This is a genomic window from Bacillus sp. SG20033 (assembly GCF_044570195.1).
GTDB classification, from domain to species: Bacteria; Bacillota; Bacilli; order Bacillales; family Bacillaceae; genus Bacillus; species Bacillus subtilis.
Map to the genome: position 1 here is coordinate 2,823,952 of NZ_CP172606.1, position 17,356 is coordinate 2,841,307.

At 43.1% G+C, this 17,356-nt stretch carries 16 protein-coding genes; 6 read left to right on the forward strand and 10 right to left on the reverse strand.

Annotation, left to right across the window (positions count from 1 at the left end; translation table 11 throughout):
* Nucleotides 1-105: 105 nt before the first annotated feature.
* The 4 genes from sigV (at nucleotide 106) to ACFVP7_RS15030 (ending at nucleotide 3,902) form a co-directional block, all read left to right on the forward strand.
* A complete protein-coding gene (gene sigV, locus ACFVP7_RS15015) occupies nucleotides 106-606 on the forward strand; it encodes an RNA polymerase sigma factor SigV (protein ID WP_014480395.1) in 501 nt (166 codons plus the stop codon).
* Nucleotides 606-1,463, forward strand: a complete 858-nt coding sequence (rsiV, locus tag ACFVP7_RS15020) for an anti-sigma-V factor RsiV (RefSeq protein WP_014480396.1) — start codon at nucleotides 606-608, stop codon at nucleotides 1,461-1,463. Before sigV ends, rsiV begins: the two co-directional genes overlap by 1 nt.
* Before the next feature lie 110 nt (nucleotides 1,464-1,573).
* Nucleotides 1,574-3,478 (forward strand): peptidoglycan O-acetyltransferase OatA, encoded by a 1,905-nt coding sequence (oatA, locus tag ACFVP7_RS15025; RefSeq protein ID WP_396582402.1) that lies wholly within the window; start codon nucleotides 1,574-1,576, stop codon nucleotides 3,476-3,478.
* 133 nt (nucleotides 3,479-3,611) lie between these two features.
* On the forward strand, nucleotides 3,612-3,902 hold the full coding sequence (locus tag ACFVP7_RS15030) for a YrhK family protein (protein ID WP_004398584.1): 291 nt from the start codon (nucleotides 3,612-3,614) through the stop codon (nucleotides 3,900-3,902).
* Nucleotides 3,903-4,145: 243 nt separating this feature from the next.
* Here ACFVP7_RS15030 and cypB read toward each other — a convergent pair whose 3' ends face one another.
* The 7 genes from cypB to ACFVP7_RS15065 all read right to left on the reverse strand — a co-directional run bounded on the left by cypB (nucleotide 4,146) and on the right by ACFVP7_RS15065 (nucleotide 11,148).
* Nucleotides 4,146-7,310: a bifunctional cytochrome P450/NADPH--P450 reductase CypB gene (gene cypB / locus ACFVP7_RS15035; protein WP_396582404.1), complete on the reverse strand. Its 3,165-nt coding sequence runs from the start codon at nucleotides 7,308-7,310 to the stop codon at nucleotides 4,146-4,148.
* 15 nt (nucleotides 7,311-7,325) lie between these two features.
* Nucleotides 7,326-7,910 carry a transcriptional regulator FatR gene (fatR, locus tag ACFVP7_RS15040; protein ID WP_021480200.1) on the reverse strand — a complete coding sequence of 195 codons (585 nt, stop codon included), beginning with the start codon at nucleotides 7,908-7,910 and terminating at the stop codon, nucleotides 7,326-7,328.
* A gap of 222 nt (nucleotides 7,911-8,132) precedes the next feature.
* Nucleotides 8,133-8,675 carry a class I SAM-dependent methyltransferase gene (locus tag ACFVP7_RS15045; RefSeq protein ID WP_046160639.1) on the reverse strand — a complete coding sequence of 181 codons (543 nt, stop codon included), beginning with the start codon at nucleotides 8,673-8,675 and terminating at the stop codon, nucleotides 8,133-8,135.
* Between the two features lie 187 nt (nucleotides 8,676-8,862).
* Nucleotides 8,863-9,021 carry a hypothetical protein gene (locus ACFVP7_RS15050; protein ID WP_014477487.1) on the reverse strand — a complete coding sequence of 53 codons (159 nt, stop codon included), beginning with the start codon at nucleotides 9,019-9,021 and terminating at the stop codon, nucleotides 8,863-8,865.
* A 156-nt stretch (nucleotides 9,022-9,177) separates the two neighbouring features.
* Nucleotides 9,178-9,327, reverse strand: a complete 150-nt coding sequence (locus ACFVP7_RS15055; protein ID WP_004399102.1) for a YrzI family small protein — start codon at nucleotides 9,325-9,327, stop codon at nucleotides 9,178-9,180.
* 389 nt (nucleotides 9,328-9,716) lie between these two features.
* Complete coding sequence (locus ACFVP7_RS15060) at nucleotides 9,717-10,517, reverse strand: formate/nitrite transporter family protein (RefSeq protein WP_046160640.1); 801 nt, start codon at nucleotides 10,515-10,517, stop codon at nucleotides 9,717-9,719.
* A gap of 262 nt (nucleotides 10,518-10,779) precedes the next feature.
* A complete protein-coding gene (locus ACFVP7_RS15065) occupies nucleotides 10,780-11,148 on the reverse strand; it encodes a DUF2294 domain-containing protein (protein ID WP_003229814.1) in 369 nt (122 codons plus the stop codon).
* 315 nt (nucleotides 11,149-11,463) lie between these two features.
* Here ACFVP7_RS15065 and fdhF point away from each other — a divergent pair, with 315 nt between their 5' ends.
* Nucleotides 11,464-14,406 carry a formate dehydrogenase subunit alpha gene (gene fdhF / locus ACFVP7_RS15070; protein ID WP_396582408.1) on the forward strand — a complete coding sequence of 981 codons (2,943 nt, stop codon included), beginning with the start codon at nucleotides 11,464-11,466 and terminating at the stop codon, nucleotides 14,404-14,406.
* Nucleotides 14,407-14,424: 18 nt separating this feature from the next.
* Entirely contained in the window at nucleotides 14,425-14,907 is a 483-nt protein-coding gene (locus ACFVP7_RS15075; protein WP_014477490.1) for a DUF1641 domain-containing protein, read from the forward strand.
* A gap of 34 nt (nucleotides 14,908-14,941) precedes the next feature.
* On the opposite strand, the gene ACFVP7_RS15080 is transcribed toward ACFVP7_RS15075, so the two are convergent.
* The 3 genes from ACFVP7_RS15080 to ACFVP7_RS15090 form a co-directional block, all read right to left on the reverse strand.
* Entirely contained in the window at nucleotides 14,942-15,172 is a 231-nt protein-coding gene (locus ACFVP7_RS15080) for a YrhC family protein (protein WP_014480408.1), read from the reverse strand.
* A gap of 82 nt (nucleotides 15,173-15,254) precedes the next feature.
* Entirely contained in the window at nucleotides 15,255-16,394 is a 1,140-nt protein-coding gene (locus ACFVP7_RS15085; RefSeq protein WP_017696065.1) for a bifunctional cystathionine gamma-lyase/homocysteine desulfhydrase, read from the reverse strand.
* A 1-nt stretch (nucleotide 16,395) separates the two neighbouring features.
* Nucleotides 16,396-17,319, reverse strand: coding sequence for an O-acetylserine dependent cystathionine beta-synthase (locus ACFVP7_RS15090; RefSeq protein WP_014477492.1), 924 nt, complete (start codon nucleotides 17,317-17,319; stop codon nucleotides 16,396-16,398).
* Nucleotides 17,320-17,356 lie beyond the last annotated feature (37 nt).

The following is a 17,356-nucleotide window of genomic DNA, read 5'->3' on the forward strand; positions in this document are numbered from 1 at the left end:
TTTTAAAAAAATGTGATTCTGCGCAAACTATTTTTCAGCCTGCCGCGTCTATCCTAGGTAACAGCCTACGATATACGTATATTCAAAAAGGAGCCCTTTATTGCAATGAAGAAAAAACAAACAACAAAAGCGTTGCTTGTCACATGCATAACTGACCATAAGCAAGATTTCTACAGGTTGGCTTTCAGTTATGTGAAAAATCAAGATGACGCATTAGATATTGTTCAGGAATCGATAAAAAAAGCGCTGAGCTCAGTTGAAACGGTCAGGAACCCTGAGACGATAAAAAGCTGGTTTTATAAAATTTTAGTGCGGACAGCCATTGATTTTTTGCGCAAACAAAAAAAGATAAGAGTGATGGACGACGAAACGATAGAATTTTTAAGCAAAGGAAAGGAAGACCATTACAAGGATACTGATCTCTATGAAGCGCTTGACGAATTGCCGTACCGCTATAAAACCATTATTATTTTACGTTTTTTTGAAGACCTCAAATTAGAAGAAATTGCGGAAATTACAGGAGAAAACACGAATACCGTCAAAACGCGCCTATACAGAGCATTGAAGCTGATGCGCATTCAGCTGACGAAGGAGGATCTTTCTTAATGGATAAGAGATTACAGCAATTAAGAGAAGAATATAAAAATGTTCCGATTCCTAAAGAATTGGATATCATTGTTGAAAAAGCCCTTCAGCAAGAACCAAAAAAGAAAAGAATCGTCATGTGGCCGACATCAGCAGCAATCGCTGCAGCTATTTTATTCACTGCGCTTGTTAATATCAACCCTGACGCTGCTCAGGCTATGTCAAGGATCCCTGTCATCGGCAAAATCGTCAAAGCGATCACCTTTATTGAAATCAAAGAGGAAAAAGACCAATCAAGCATTGATGTCAAAACACCTGCTTTGTCCGGGCTTTCTAATAAAGAGCTGGAAAACAGCATTAACCAAAAATACTTGAAAGAAAGCCAGCAGCTGTATAAAGAGTTTATACAGTCCACATCCAAAAACAAAAAAGGGCATCTCAGCATCTACAGTGATTACGAGACGGTCACAGACACGCCAGATTTACTCTCTATCCGGCGCAATATTGAAAAAACACAAGCATCTTCCTACACACAAAGCCGTTATATTACAATTGACAAAAAGAATGATATTTTACTTACATTAAAAAGCTTATTCAAAGATGAGCGCTATATTAAAGTCATCAGTCAAAATATTAGAGAGCAAATGAAACAGCAAATGAAGGAAGATCCAAATAAAATATATTGGCTCACTGACGAAGATGCAGAACCGTTCAAAACGATTCTTCCTGATCAGACGTTTTACATTACTGAAGACCATAAACTTGTGATCTCATTTGACGAATATGAAGTCGCCCCCGGCTATATGGGCGTTACCGAGTTTACAATTCCAACCAGCGTCATTTCAAACTTGCTCGTGGGAGAACGTTATATTCGATAAAATAAAAACATCCATCTAAGATTATGGATGTTTTCTCTCTTCTCTATTCGAGGTCGTAACCTCGCTATCAAAAACAACGAGAATATTTGCTTACTATTGGAGGAATACCCATGTATCACAAGACACAGCATCATCGATACATCCCTGGACTTGATGGCCTTCGCGCTTTTGCCGTCCTGTCAGTTATCGCTTATCACCTAAATTTCAATTGGGCTAACGGTGGTTTTATCGGAGTTGATATCTTTTTTGTTTTATCCGGATATTTGATTACATCCATTCTATTACCGGCATATGGAAATGATATCAATCTTGATTTTCGGGACTTTTGGGTGCGCCGCATTCGGCGGCTTCTGCCGGCAGCGTACCTTATGATCTTTTCCACTGTTGTGTGGGTCGTATTGTTTGATCGAGAACTATTGCACACTGTACGTGGAGATGCGATCTCTTCTCTCTTTTATATGAGCAATTGGTGGTTTATTTTTCACAAGCTATCATATTTTGATAGTTTCGGTTCCCCATCACCTCTAAAAAACCTTTGGTCGCTGGCGATTGAAGAACAATTTTATATCATATGGCCGATGTTCTTAGTTGTTGGAATGTACATAATGAAAAGCCGCGCCAGATTGGCTGCGGTGATATCATTGCTTGCGCTTTGTTCAGCCGTGATGATGAGCGTACTGTATGAACCTGGCGGAGATCCGAGCCGCGTTTACTATGGCACAGACACTCGTTCGTTTGAACTTCTCATCGGATGTGCCTTGGCTTTGGTATGGCCGATGAAAAGGCTGTCTTCCAACAGGCTGCCAAGCAAACTGAAGCACACTTTGCACGCCACTGAATTTTTGGCATTTTGTATTTTAGTGTTGTGTGTCTATTTCACAGATGAATACGAGCCTTTTCTTTACAGAGGCGGAATGCTATTCATTAGCGTGACTGCCGCAATCCTTATTGCATGTGTTTGCCATCCGAGCAGCTTTTTAGGCAATCTGCTTTCATGGAGGCCGCTTCGGTGGCTTGGAACGAGGTCTTACGGAATTTATCTTTGGCACTACCCTGTTATTGTGTTAAGCACGCCAGTTCAAGAAATCGGAAACCCTGTTCTTTGGCATATCGTGCTAAAGGTCATTGTGACATGTATACTTGCCGAGCTTTCCTATCATTTTATTGAGAAGCCGATACGGACACAGGGATTTAGGTCATTTTTCCGCCGTGTTTTTATACATAGAATCAAGGAATGGAAAACGACATCTGTCATCAGCAAACTGTCAATTGGTTTCGTCATTTTCGCTATACTTATTTTTGCAGGCGGGCTGTCTGGGTTAGCCGGAGAGCAAAAGCACCCTACCAAATGGACCTATAGCTCACAAGAAACAAATGCTGACACCAGCCAGGCTTCTGGGGATAAAAAGAACGCTGCAGCAGATAAAAAACACAATCCTGAACAAAAGACAACAGAATCGGATCAACGTCAAAAGGAAAACAAAGATAGTGGGCAAGAGACTCATAAAAAGAAAGACACGCAATCCCAACAGCAGAAAAAACCAGCAGACACTGCGAAAGAAGTTTTAGCTATAGGAGATTCCGTCATGCTTGATATTTCTTCACACCTGCGTCAGTCATTTTCAAATGTGACGATTGATGGAAAGGTAGGAAGACAAATGTCTCAAGCTTTGGAACTCGCAAGGGAGTACAAGTCTTTTAATCAGCCGAACAAGGCTGTCATCATTGAGCTTGGAACCAATGGCTACTTTACAAACAGCCAAATCGAACAACTGCTTCAATCTTTCTCAAAAGCTCATATTTATCTTGTCAATACACGGGTTCCCCGCCAATGGGAAAGCAAGGTAAATGAATCTTTGCAGCAACAGGCCCACGCACATCAAAATGTTACGTTAGTTGACTGGCATACAGAAGCTCTTCAGCATCCGGAATATTTTACCCCTGATGGTGTTCACTTGGTTCCTAAAGGGGCAAAAGCTTTGACTGCTCTTATTGTTCAGGCGATGAAATCGTAAAAAAGAGATCCTATGCGGATCACTTTTTTACTTTAGTTTCTGATCGTTGATTATGTCTCCTTTCAGCAAGGCAGCCCTTATGTTTACATGCCGGTTACGTAAGGGTAAGCCAAAATTGAATGGAGGGATGATAATGAAAGGAAATGAAGAACATGACATCCAAAAAGAGTTGAAACGATATGAGCTTTTTTTCAAAAAACGATATAAGGTTCTTTATACAGTAAACGATTTTATCATCGGTGCTATGTTTCTCGTTGGAAGTTTTTTCTTTTTCTATGACCGGTTAATGTCGGCAGGGATATGGCTGTTTGCGATCGGAAGTTTGCTGCTGTTAATCAGGCCGACCATTCGGCTGATTCATGACTTTCATTACCGTAAGCATGTGGAACAGCAATTCAAGCATCAATCTTCAACAGATGACTGATCTTAAGGAATAAGAAAGAACAAAATGCCAAAAGCCTGAGTTGAAAACCAAAAACAAGACTTTTAGACTATTCATTTTTAAAAATAAGGTAAAAAGAACTAAACTTTTGCCTCTGCATGCCGATATGAATAATAAGGCCGGCGCGATACTCCCTATAACATCCTTTTCAGTAGATTTCATTATCGTGCCGGTTTTCTCATATGCAAAGCAATCCCGCCAATCAGATTGGCGGGATTTTATATTTTACATTCCTGTCCAAACGTCTTTCACATAACGTCTTTGATCTTGCAGCTTTTGCAGCCATTCAGCTGATTCTTCCTGGCTTGCTCCTTTTTCAGCTTCATACGCCAATCGCAAAGTTTTCTCTACATCAGGAGCCATTTGCGATCCATCACCGCATACGTAAATATGAGCCCCTTTTTCAATGAGTGTCATCAATTTCTGCGTATCTTGCTTGAGCAAGTGCTGGACATATCCTTTTGGTTCGTTTTCGACGCGCGAGTAGCATCGGCGGATTGTGACCAAACCGTCCTGTTCCGCTTGATCCAGCTCTTCTCTGTAAAGGTCGTCATGGTCCGGGCGGCGGCAGCCGAAGTATAAAAGTGCTTCACCAAGGGTGCTTCCTTCCTTCTTCAAAACCGATCTAGCCTGAATAAAGCCCCTGAATGGCGCAATTCCTGTGCCCGGCCCGACCATAATCATAGGCGTTTCAGGCTCATCCGGCATCTGGAATCCGGACTGCGGCGTACGAATGAAGCAAGCTGCTGCATCACCTGTATTCAACTCTGCTAAATAATTAGAGGCGACACCCCGGTATTCACCTCGGCCGCTCCATGCTGAGGCTTTCACAACTCCTACCGTCATGCTCACGATATTTGCATGAACTTTCGGTGAGCTTGAAATGGAATAGTATCTCGGTTTTAGTGATGGCAAAAGTGCTAAAAACCGTTCAAACGGCATTTCGCAGGCAGGATAATCCTCTAAAAAATCAAGCATGGTAAGACGTTTTGCAAGTACCTGCTCTTTGTAAATGCCATCATCTGAAACGAGCTGTTCCAGCTCTTTTTGATGCGGCGGACAAACTGTATAAGAGGCCAGCTCCCGAAGCTGAAGCCTTGATGCCGGTTCCTGCAGCTCTACATAGGACGACAATAAATCCACTACTTTGATTGGCCGATCCATCGGCAGATGAGCCATATGAGCGCTTCCGCTTACTTTTATCACATGATTGGACTGCAAACCGAATCGGCTGAGAACCCGCTGAACAAGCTCCCTGCTGTTCTTTGGCAGGATTCCGATATGATCGCCTTCTTTATATGTTTTACCAGCCGGAATTTCCAATTCAATATGGCGGGTTGAACGCGTGCTGGCAGCTGTCTGGAGTTCTCGATTCTCTAACACAATCCCTTCAAACGCGCCATATGCTTTAGCAACCGGCGTTTCCGTCGCTTCACTGAGAAAAGTAATCGATAATGAAGGCCTGTCTTCTTTCTGGGCTATTTCGTTAATATCAAATGCGTCCATCGTTTCCTTCCAGAAGCGGTTTTCCCAAGACTCGCGGTGGCTTTCAAAATCATCGGCGGCGTCACCTTCCCCAATCGCTGTTAAACGCGATGCCCCCTTTGCTTTCATCATGTCATCAATCAGGCGGGGAATCCGCTGATACGTGCTGGCCCAGCTCCGGTTTCCGCAGCCGAATACCGCATAGGAAACACCTTTCAATTGGCCTTCCTCAAGCTCTTTCAGCCACTCTACAAATCCGGCAGCATTATCAGGCGGCGCCCCATTATAAGAAGCCGTTACAATGACGACTGCCCCTTCTTCAGGGAGCTTGCCGATATAATCATCAAGCGGAGCCGTTTCAGCTGTAAAGCCCATCTGGCGGCCTTGAGCAGCCAGTTCACCGGCTATTCCCTCAGCTGTCCCAAGATTTGAACCAAAAAGAACAAGTAAAGGTGTGCCGTGTTTAGGTTTGGTTTCTTTTGGCTTTGTTTCTGCTTTGATGTCTGCCTGTTCTTTTCTCTGTACATTGATTGCCGCTGTTTTTCGCGGTTTCACAGTAATTTTAAAATCATCCGGCTTGATCGTTAATGCTTCTTTGATTTTTAGTTCGTAGCCAGTATGGTTTATCAATTCAAAATGCTTTAATACAAGACCGAGAACCATTGTCGCTTCTTGAAGAGCAAACTGCATGCCAATACAAGCGCGCTGTCCGTTTCCAAACGGCTTATACGCATGGTGAGGGATACTTGAAGGATCCTCAAACCGTTCCGGACGGAAATCTTCCGCATCCGGTCCCCAAGCGTTTTGATCCCGGTGCAGTTTTGGAATTAAAACAGTGACTGGCTGCCCTTTGCTGATCGGATATTCCCCGCCTAGAACAGTATCCTCCTTCGCATATAGAGAAAAAGCCGGAGCTGTTGGATACAGTCTGAGGGTTTCATTTAAAACCATCCGAATGTATTTGAGCTGCTGGATTTGTTTATATTCAGGCGTGTCATCCGTTAACACGCGATCCGCTTCCTCCTGAGCTTTTTTCAGTTTTTCCGGATGTGTAAGCAGACAATAAATCGCAAAGGAAAGCAAACCGCTTGTTGTCTCATGTCCAGCAATTAAAAATGTGATGATTTGATACCTTATGTTTTCATCATCCAGCGTTTCACCGGTTACTGGATCTTTGGCATAAAGCATGAGAGACAAGAGATCCTTGATGTTATCATCCGGATTCGCCTTTCGCTCCGCTATCATTCTATCAACCAGGGAGTTCATGACTTCTATATCCTTTTGAAACTGCAGCTTCGTTTTCACCATCATCTTATCTTGCAGGCCCAGTCTTTTTGATTGATTCATCGCCTCTTTTAAGGCACGGAGCATACTGGTGATAAACGGATGCTGTGAATCACGGTAAAAGCTGTTGAATCGATAGTTAAACCCGCACAACCCAATCGTATCAAGCGTCAGACGTGTCATATCGTCTGCTACATCAATTTCTTCATTAGGGTTTAACCGGCTCCACTTTTGAATCAGCTGGGTTGCGATATCCAGCATCATAGAATGATAGCCTTTCATCGCTTTTTGACTAAAACTCGGCAGCAAAATGCGGTGGGCTTTTTGCCAGTTCGGTTCGTGCGTCCAGCTTGTAAATAAGCCATCTCCCCCGAATTCGCGCACCTTTTGCAAGCCTTTGCCAAGGTTCTTGTCGAAGCGGCTTTCATCACACACTTCAGCCACAAGATTGTGGCCCGAGACAAAAACACTGGATACTCCCGGAAAATCAAAACGGAAAATCGGCCCCAATTCATCAGCTATCCGCCATAAGGATTGAGAAAGCTGTTCTTTTTCCAGATGCGGAAGATTTTTTAAAGGTCCGTATGTTTTGGGCTGAGGTATTGCGCTTGCCTGTTTCATTAACATCTCCCTTTCCTATTTTTGTGATGAATGAAGCTTAATGGCGTCCCAGCAGCATTGTTCCAATTCAGTAATTAAATCAGTGTCCATCTCTATATCACCTGTTTGAACGAGCTGATATATCTTGAGAAACGCCCCTAATACAATCGCAATTAACACATTAGAGGGCAGGCTGCGAATCACGCCTTCCGCTTTTCCCTTATTAAAATAGTCATCAAGCATTTGAGTCAGATTTTCTATCATTTTTTTGCTTGTATGATTTAAGTAATGAGCGTCTTTTTTGGTTTCAAGAAAAAAAAGCGCATAGTCGCTCTCTTTCGTAAACTGAACGAGACAGCAAAATACGTGGTGAAAGCCTTCTCTGACAGGCAATTCTGAAACGTCTTGCTTCAGTTTTTCCGTAAATCGCTGGATGCTTTCTTGAAACAGTACGTTGACGAGTGTTTCTTTGCTGTCAAAATAACGATAGATCGTTCCTGTCCCTACATGAGCACGTTCAGCTATCATAGGAATGGTGGTAGCGTCAAAACCCCTTTCCGTAAAAAGTGAGACTGACGCTTTCATAATCATGTCGTATTTACTGCTGGATGCGGATAACATGTAATCTGACAACCTCCGATTCGTTTGCGGAATGAATATTCATTCCTTTTGTTCACAAAGAATGTCTGCCCTGTCTGAAATCACCTCTTTGTTCTTTCTTCTGTTATAAGTTTAAATGAAAAAAACTTTTTTTAATATAAAGTATATGCAAAAAATAAAAAATTAAGAAAATATACCCAAATCCAGATGTAAGAATCTTGGATATATTTCCCGAGAAATTTTTTATTTAACAGCCACAATACATAGACAGGAATCACGCCTGATAACAGAAAGATCCCTAAAATGCTGATCTTTCAGCAGTTGAATATACGTTTTCTCTTTTTCACCGGTATTTGTGTCAATACTGATATAAAACCGGCCGTCAATTTGAAGCACCCTGTAAATTTCTCTTAATGCAAGCCTAATATCGGTGCAGCTCTGAACTGTATGTAAAGAAAAGACTTTATTAAAGGTACGGTCATCAAAAGGAATGTCCTCTGGATAGCCATGAAAAACCTCCCCGTTCCCCATATTCTTTCGATTCGCACGTGATATCTGTCTTACCTTTCGCTTTGAAGGATCAATGCTTTTTAGGCTTCCCTTTTCTAGTTTCTTGGTTATGCTTTTAAAGACAGTGCCATTTCCGATTCCAATTTCTAAAATTCTGTCATTTTCTTGTATATCTATAGAGTCAATCATCATATGCTCAATTGTTTTGGTTAGCTTATATTTCCGAGAAAATAATTTCCGAAAATTCGATCGTTTATAGAGTCTATTTTCTAGCATTTTAAACACCTGCTTTTGGTTTCCTATGTTTATTTATTATATTCAAAAAATAAACATCATCTTCATTCTAAAAGTGAAGGAAGGTACCAACTAGACGGCAATGTATTGAAAAATGTTTCAATAGAACTAAACTTTTTCATTTTTTTCCGCAAAAAAAGCAGAAAACAAAATGTTTTCTGCCCTCTTTCTAATGCCAATGATAAGGGAATGCAAACAGCCTTTGCTGCTGCATTGCCATCAGCCTCTGCTGTCGGAATGGATTTCCATAACCATGTTTGAAGGAATGCGGCATGGACGCATAACCATGGCCAATCGACGGCAGCCTTTTTTGATAGTCGTTCATCATGCCATCACCTGCCTCACAGTAACGTTGATTTATTGTATGCAGGCAGGCATTTTCTTGACAGTCGTATCGCTAAACTTGGTCCTTCTCCATTGTATAATGCATCAATAATTCCATTCTAAGCATATGCCATTCCCCCTTCAGTTTTTTTCGTTGCTTTTAGCGCCAGTTTGTTAAATAAAGATGCTTTAACTGAGACTCTTTCATTTCATCATAAATCTGCTCAATCTGCTGTTCTCGTTCGAATTCTTCCAGGCTTTTAAACCTTTTTTTTATCGTTAACGTTAAAAAGAATAGGTTAATCGTCATATCGCTCACCCCCTTTCAAAGTCCGCATCAAGCGAAATAACCCGCGGCACACCCCTTCTGCCGCGGGCAAATAAAAACCGCAGACAAAAGAAGACACCAATGCCTCTACTGCCTGCGGGGAGTTGCGTATGTCCGACTATTCCGAATTTAATGCGTGCGATAAGCATCGGTTAAGGAAGGACACGAACTCTTCCACAGGCTGAATAAACTATGAACTTTTACATGTGTATCACGTACAGGTTGACGTCGTTGTCTCATTGTCATTTTGGTTCAGCCTCCTTTGCTTTTTTCTTACTTTGTAAGTATATCCACCAAATTCCATTTTGTAAACATCTTTTTCTAAAAATGGACGGAAATTGTGCAAATCATCGAATGGATTTGCCCGTTGGTCATGACACCTGCTTCATTTCTTTTCTGGAGTGGTCTTTCTTATGATATGCAATAAAATAAATGAGACCGACAAATACAGCTCCGCCGATGACATTACCGATAAAAGCCGGAATGATGTTTCCGATGAACTGCCCCCACGTGAATGAACCTGCAAAAATGGCAGCAGGAATCACAAACATGTTGGCGACAACGTGCTGAAATCCGATAGCCACAAAAGCCATGATTGGGAACCAGATGCCAAGGATTTTTCCTGCTGCGTCTTGGGCGCCGAAAGAAAGCCACACTGCAAGACATACAAGCCAGTTACAGCCGATGGCGGAAATGAGAACCTTGCCAAAGCTCATATCAAGCTTTCCTTGGGCAACGGCAATCGTTTTTTCTAAATAAGGACCTGTTTCAGTCAATCCAACCAAATGCCCGAAAAAGTAAGCAACAAACAATGCGCCGATTAAGTTCATAATTGTGACGATTCCCCAGTTAATCGCTAACTCTTTTACTGATATTTTTCTCGAAAATAACGCCATCGCAACTGACATCATATTGCCTGTGATCAGTTCAGCGCCAGCGAGAACGACAAGGATCAGGCCGACTGGAAATACTGCTGCACCAATCAAACTGGACAGGCTCCCCCATTCTTTCGGAAGATCGCCGATTACCCTGATATCAAGCAAATACCCAAGCGCAATAAATGCACCGCCTAAAAACCCCAGCACAAGCAGTGACGGCAGCGGGAGCTTTATTTTTTTCATCCCTGCTTCAATTGCTGCTTCCGCTATTTCATCCGGTTTTCGAAAAGCCATAATTAAACGCCTCCATTACTTCTTCTTTTCTCACAGTTATGCAAGAAAGGCAATAAAAAAGGCAGCACTCAAATAACCTGTGTCAAACCAGGCGTTTGAATGCTGCCTAACTTGTATGCATACCCATACAACAATATCAAGCAGTATATAAGATATTGAAAGAGAATATATACAGTTCGTGCATACATTCCATTGCTTTAGCCTTCTATAACTGTAGCAACATCATAACAAATGTGACAAATTTGTGTCAATGACAAATATACTAGCTTTGCAGAACTTCTTTTTGCTCATCTATTTTTCGGTCAAAAACAAATACAGATACAGCGATGTTTTCCTCAATTTTAATATCAGAAAACAAATGGACTAGCTTAGCTCCCATGAGTTCCTCCATTCCTTCCGGTGTTTGTTTGGAATAAAGGTCTTGAATTAGGCTTGTCCGGGCCGCATGTACCATCTCTCTTCCTTCAGGCGTGCGGGCGATAAACTGCTCGCTTGCACTCAGATTTCCGTATAGTGTTGAAACTGCCATGTTTTCTACAAATACAGTATGAATTCTCTCAGGCCCTTTTCCGAACAATTCTTTACGAAGTTTTCGAATAATATCATTGAATTCATGAATTTTTTTAGACATGCTGATTACCCCTTCCGATATTGCCTTATAAAGGCTTTTCCCGGTTCCCCTCAGGACATTTCACTTGGTTAAAATTTTCCTGCCATATTGTATTATAATAAATATCACATTATAATAAAAGCAGTGTTGATGGATTTGTAATAGGATCTTGTTATGAGTCTATCGTTTTATAAAAATCAAGGATTGGTCTGTTAGTAAGACTTGCTAGTGAACTATTCCGCCATGTGTGTTTACACCTTCTTAGAATTAAGGGCAGGTGTATCTATACATGGCTTTTTTTGACTTCTTGAAAGAAAGATGGAGGGGAATATGAATATGATGGACGGTAAGTCGATCAGTGTCCGTGTAGACGGAACAGAAATTCAAGCACGAGCAGGGGCCACAATTTTAGATATTTTAAATGAAAACGGAATTGAGTACCCGCAGATTTGCCACGTACCAGAGGTTGACCCGATTCAAACTTGTGATACTTGCATAGTAGAGGCAAACGGCAAGCTGGTTCGTTCATGCGCGACGGTTGCAGAAAACGGGATGTCTATTGATCTTTCAGGAAATCGAGTGAAAGAAGCGCAAACCGAAGCGATGGACCGCCTTCTTGAGAATCATTTGCTGTATTGTACAGTTTGCGATAACAACAATGGAAACTGTACGCTGCATAATACAGCGGAAATGATGGGGATCGAGCATCAAAAATACCCATACACGCCAAAAGAAGATCCTTCTTGCGCGGTTGATATGTCTCATCCTTTTTACCGCTATGATCCAAACCAATGTATTGCCTGCGGCCAGTGTGTTGAGGTCTGTCAAAACCTTCAGGTAAATGAAACACTCTCAATCGACTGGGAACGCGAACGCCCTCGCGTCATTTGGGATGAGGGAGTTCCGATCAATGAATCTTCCTGTGTCAGCTGCGGTCAGTGTGTAACAGTATGTCCATGTAATGCACTGATGGAAAAATCAATGCTCGGGCAGGCTGGTTTTATGACAGGCATTAAAGAGGACGTCATGGAACCGATGATTGATCTCGTGAAAAATGTTGAACCGGGGTATGGCAGCATTTTTGCCATTTCTGAAGTCGAAGCGGCAATGCGTGAAACAAGAACGAAAAAAACGAAAACTGTATGTACGTTCTGCGGTGTCGGGTGTTCATTTGAAGTATGGACAAAAGGACGGGATATTTTAAAGATCCAGCCTGTTTCTGATGCTCCGGTTAACGCGATTTCCACATGTGTCAAAGGGAAATTCGGCTGGGATTTTGTCAATTCAAAAGAGCGGATCACAAAACCTTTAATCCGTAAAAACGGAGCCTTTGTGGAATCTTCTTGGGAAGAAGCCCTCGATCTTGTCGCAAGCAGATTAGGATTAATTAAAGAGCAGTACGGTAAAGGCTCTGTCGGGTTTATTTCTTCTTCTAAAATTACGAATGAAGAAAACTACGTCATTCAAAAACTAGCGCGTCAGGTATTTGAAACAAACAACGTCGATAACTGCTCACGCTACTGCCAGTCTCCTGCTACAGACGGATTGTTCCGCACTGTCGGCATGGGCGGTGACGCCGGCACGATTAAAGATATTGCCAAAGCAGGCCTGGTCATCATTGTCGGTGCCAATCCGGCGGAAGGACACCCAGTGCTCGCAACACGCGTCAAACGGGCACACAAGCTCCACGGTCAAAAACTGATTGTTGCTGACCTGCGTAAAAATGAGATGGCTGAGCGATCTGATCTGTTCATCAGCCCTAAACAAGGCACAGACCAAGTTTGGCTGATGGCTGTTACGAAATATATGATCGACCAAGGCTGGCACGATCAGGCGTTTATTGATGAGAACGTCAATTACTTTGAAGATTATAAAGAAACCCTTAAAACGTATACGCTTGATTATGCAGAACGCATCACAGGCCTTTCAAAAGAAAACATCATTCAAATTGCTGAAATGATTCGTGATGCTGACGGCACTTGTGTCCTTTGGGGAATGGGTGTCACACAAAATACAGGCGGTTCTGATACATCAGCAGCCATTTCAAACCTGCTTCTCGCTACGGGCAACTATCGCCGTCCAGGTGCCGGCGCTTATCCTCTGCGCGGACACAATAACGTGCAAGGCGCTTGTGATATGGGAACATTGCCTGGCTGGCTGCCGGGATATCAGCATATTACAGATGACAAAGCCCGCGCTAAATTTGAAGAGGCATATGGTGTCGAGATTGATGGAAAGCCTGGTTTAGATAATATTCAAATGCTTCATGCCATTGAAGAAGGAAAAATGAAAGCTATGTATCTTGTCGGTGAGGATATGGCACTGGTCGATTCAAACGCGAACCATGTGCATGATATTTTATCAAGCCTTGATTTCTTCGTGGTACAGGACATCTTCCTGTCAAGAACAGCTCGATATGCTGATGTCGTCTTGCCGGCCACTCCTTCACTTGAAAAAGACGGAACATTTACCAACACAGAACGCCGTGTGCAGCGATTGTATCAGGCGCTTCCGACGCTCGGTGACGCAAAACCGGACTGGTGGATTATTCAAGAGGTGGCAAACCGTTTAGGAGCGAATTGGAATTACAGCCATCCAAGTGACATTTTCTCTGAAATGGCGAGTCTTTCTCCTCTGTTTGCCAAAGCAAGCTATGAGGTGCTAGAAGGCTGGAACAGCTTCCTATGGGGCAGCTTCACAGGTGAAAGCACACCGCTTCTGTATGAAGACGGATTTAATTTTCCTGACAAAAAAGCCCGCTTTGCCCTTTCTGATTGGACCGAGCCAGCGGCATTTCCGGAGGAATATGACCTTCATATCAATAACGGCCGGATGCTGGAGCATTTCCACGAAGGAAACATGACAAATAAATCGAAAGGCATCCAAGCGAAAGTGCCGAATGTATTCGTTGAGATCTCACCTGAGCTTGCACAAGAGCGAGGTGTTTGTGACGGTTCGCTTGTACGGCTCGTTTCTCCGTTCGGAGCAGTCAAATTGAACGCGCTGATCACAGACCGGGTACGGAAAAATGAACTCTATTTGCCAATGAACTCGACAGACAAGGAGTCAGCGATTAACTTCTTGACGGGCCCTGCAGCTGATAAACGGACGAACACGCCTGCTTATAAACAGACAAAGGTCCGCATGGAAGTGCTTGGCGGCTGTGAAACAGCGCCGCTTCCAAAAACAAATCCGCGCAACAAAAAACGGCATCCGCAAAACGGAGTCGAAGCAGAAAGAAAATGGAACCGCCCTGGCTATGTCCATCTGACTGATTAAACGATAGGAGGAAAACGAATGGCCACTCCGATTACGACGATCAAAAAAGAAACAAAAACAGCTGAGCAAATTAAGCTTGAAAAAATAGAAGAACTGAAAGAGCTGCTGGCGGAAAATGAGGACGCCGTCTCTAAAACGATGACGTTAATGAATGAACTCAATGATCTTGGAATTTTTGATGCGGCAACAAGCATGCTCAGAGCGAAGGAAGACATTGCCAAGATTGCGCTTGGCCAAGTTTCCCGCGAGCCTGTCACCAACCTCATCAACACGATGATGGCCGCCGGAGGCGCATTGACAAAAGCCGATCCTGAGTTTACAGCAAAGCTTTTAGAAAGCGTAATGGCTGGGACTGAACAAGCACAAAGCTTTTTAAAAGAAGACAAGAAAGTCGGGATTCTCGACCTGTTAAAAGCAATGAACGATCCTGACATCAACAGAGCCGTCGGCTTCGGCCTTCAGTTTTTAAAAGGCATGGGAAAAGAACTTCGAGAAAAATAACAAAAAACAGCCATCTCTTGATGATGGCTGTTTTTTATTCGTCGGCTTCTTCCAAACGCTTCTTGTAAATAAGTGAACGGTCAGCGCAAAAGAAGGCACCGGCTAAAAATACGCAATCCGCTAAAAACATAGTCGATTTCTGGCCTAATGTTAAGCCTTGATCAGGGAGAACTGCGCCTATATATAAAAAAGTGCTGACTGCAAGCAATGTAAAAGCAAAATGCTTGTAGTCTTCTTTTAAAGATTTCATTCTATTTTTGTGCAAAAGAATCACCTGCCAGATTCATAGTATACGACTATTATAATATAATCCGGCGGCTTACAGAGAAAGTAATTCTATCCATTTGTTATATATTTTCAAGCGCTTGGCCGATATCTTCCAACAAGTCTTCCGCATCTTCAATTCCTACAGAAATTCTGATCAAGCCGTCCGTAATGCCGAGCTCAAGCCGGCGTTCTCTCGGAATAGAGGCATGTGTCATTCTTGCCGGAACAGAAATTAAGCTTTCAACCGCCCCCAGGCTTTCAGCAATGGTAAACAGTTTCAGATTTCCTAAAAACGCATCAACCCGTTCTTCACTGCCAATATCAAAGGAGATCATGCCGCCAAAGCCCGATCCTTGCGTTTTTGCAAGCTCATGTCCGGGATGATTTGAAGAACCAGGGTAATATAACGTTTGGACAGCAGGGTGATTCTCAAGAAAGCTTGCGATTTTCCGCGCATTTTGATCGATCGCTTCCATTCTGAGTCCCAACGTTTTGATTCCTCTCATTAACAGCCAGGAATCTTGAGGGCCTAGCACGCCGCCTGTGGAGTTTTGCACAAAATGCAACTCTTCTCCAAGCTCTTTCGAAGCTGTCACAACTAAACCTCCGACGACATCACTGTGTCCGCCAAGATATTTTGTCGCACTGTGAAGTACGATATCAGCGCCTAAAGTAAGCGGCTGTTGAAAATAAGGAGTGTTAAAGGTGTTGTCTACGATAAGCAGAACACCCGCTTTTTTTGCGATATCAGCCATGAGCGTCAAGTCGGTGATTTTGAGCAACGGGTTTGTCGGTGTTTCAATATAAATGGCTTTTGTATTAGGGCGAATCGCTTTTTCAACTTCTTCCCTGCTGCTCGTATCAACAAATGTTGATTCAATGCCAAGACGGTTAAGCACCTTTGTCATCACACGGTATGTTCCGCCGTACACATCATCAGTCAACACGACATGATCTCCGCTGTTAAACAGCATCATAACTGCTGTAATGGCAGCCATTCCTGAGCTGAACGCATAGCCTGCTTCCCCGCTTTCCAGTTCTGTCACAAGTGCTTCGAGAGCGGTTCGAGTCGGATTGGCCGTTCTTGAATACTCGTAGCCTGTATGCTGCCCTGCTTTCGGCTGCTTGTACGTGCTTACTTGATAAATCGGCACGGAAACTGCGCCTGTTTTCTCATCACCTGTGATTCCGCCATGTATCATCAATGTTTTTTTCTTCATATCAGATGCCTCCTTCGTATATTTGTTTGCTGATATATCGATCGCTGCTGTCAGGAAATACTGTGACAATGTTAGTTCCAGCGGATGCTTTTTTCGCTTCCTCCAATGCCGCATAAAGCGCTGCACCTGAAGAGCTTCCGATCAGCAGTCCTTCTTTTTCTGCCGCTTCTTTCACAAGTCTAAACGCATTCTCATCTGTTACGGTGTAGATCTCGTCAAAATGGCTCTTATCCATATAATCGGGGATAAACTCCATGCCGATGCCCTCTGTTTTATGAGCGTGGGGCTCTCCTCCGTTTAAAATCGAGCCCTCCGGTTCAACAATCACCGTTTTGACTGCTGGATTTTTTTCTTTTAAGAAGGAAGCTGTTCCTGCGAACGTGCCCCCTGATCCTGCCCCTGCGACAAATGTATGAATATTCCCGTCAAGCGCTTCCCACATTTCAGGCCCAAGCGTCTTATAGTAAGTCGATGGATTTACTCGGTTTTTAAATTGCAAAACGCAATAAGAATTTTCAATTTCAGTCTCCAGCTGAATGGCTTTTTGAATGGCGCCCTGCATTCCGTCTTGACGCGGTGTATGAATGATTGATGCGCCAAGCGCTTGCATAATTTGCTGTTTCTCTCTGCTGAAATGTTCAGGGACACAGAAAATCGCTTTCAGCCCATATTTTCTGGCACTCAGCGCAAGGCCGATCCCTGTATTGCCTGCCGTAGCTTCTATAATCACTCCGCCGGGTTTCACTTTGCCTGAATCGAGCGCGTCACGAATCAGCATATCTCCCAGTCTGTCTTTGATGCTTCCCCCTGGATTCATCATTTCAAGCTTGGCATACACCGCGACTCCTTCTGGAACATCAAAGTTCTTCAAGCGGAGAAGCGGTGTATTCCCAATCAGCTCGGTAATGTCCGTAATCACTGTCATATATGTCCTCCTCCTAATTAGAGGTTGTTTTTAGAAA

What these genes read in the sequence shown, in the direction of transcription:
- cypB (WP_396582404.1), bottom strand. Translation starts at nt 7,310, where the DNA reads ATGAAACAGGCAAGCGCAATACCTCAGCCCAAAACATACGGACCTTTA.
- rsiV (WP_014480396.1), top strand. Translation starts at nt 606, where the DNA reads ATGGATAAGAGATTACAGCAATTAAGAGAAGAATATAAAAATGTTCCG.
- fdhF (WP_396582408.1), top strand. Translation starts at nt 11,464, where the DNA reads ATGATGGACGGTAAGTCGATCAGTGTCCGTGTAGACGGAACAGAAATT.
- ACFVP7_RS15055 (WP_004399102.1), bottom strand. Translation starts at nt 9,327, where the DNA reads ATGACGATTAACCTATTCTTTTTAACGTTAACGATAAAAAAAAGGTTT.
- oatA (WP_396582402.1), top strand. Translation starts at nt 1,574, where the DNA reads ATGTATCACAAGACACAGCATCATCGATACATCCCTGGACTTGATGGC.
- ACFVP7_RS15090 (WP_014477492.1), bottom strand. Translation starts at nt 17,319, where the DNA reads ATGACAGTGATTACGGACATTACCGAGCTGATTGGGAATACACCGCTT.
- sigV (WP_014480395.1), top strand. Translation starts at nt 106, where the DNA reads ATGAAGAAAAAACAAACAACAAAAGCGTTGCTTGTCACATGCATAACT.
- fatR (WP_021480200.1), bottom strand. Translation starts at nt 7,910, where the DNA reads ATGTTATCCGCATCCAGCAGTAAATACGACATGATTATGAAAGCGTCA.
- ACFVP7_RS15060 (WP_046160640.1), bottom strand. Translation starts at nt 10,517, where the DNA reads ATGGCTTTTCGAAAACCGGATGAAATAGCGGAAGCAGCAATTGAAGCA.
- ACFVP7_RS15050 (WP_014477487.1), bottom strand. Translation starts at nt 9,021, where the DNA reads ATGATGAACGACTATCAAAAAAGGCTGCCGTCGATTGGCCATGGTTAT.
- ACFVP7_RS15085 (WP_017696065.1), bottom strand. Translation starts at nt 16,394, where the DNA reads ATGAAGAAAAAAACATTGATGATACATGGCGGAATCACAGGTGATGAG.
- ACFVP7_RS15030 (WP_004398584.1), top strand. Translation starts at nt 3,612, where the DNA reads ATGAAAGGAAATGAAGAACATGACATCCAAAAAGAGTTGAAACGATAT.
- ACFVP7_RS15045 (WP_046160639.1), bottom strand. Translation starts at nt 8,675, where the DNA reads ATGCTAGAAAATAGACTCTATAAACGATCGAATTTTCGGAAATTATTT.
- ACFVP7_RS15065 (WP_003229814.1), bottom strand. Translation starts at nt 11,148, where the DNA reads ATGTCTAAAAAAATTCATGAATTCAATGATATTATTCGAAAACTTCGT.
- ACFVP7_RS15075 (WP_014477490.1), top strand. Translation starts at nt 14,425, where the DNA reads ATGGCCACTCCGATTACGACGATCAAAAAAGAAACAAAAACAGCTGAG.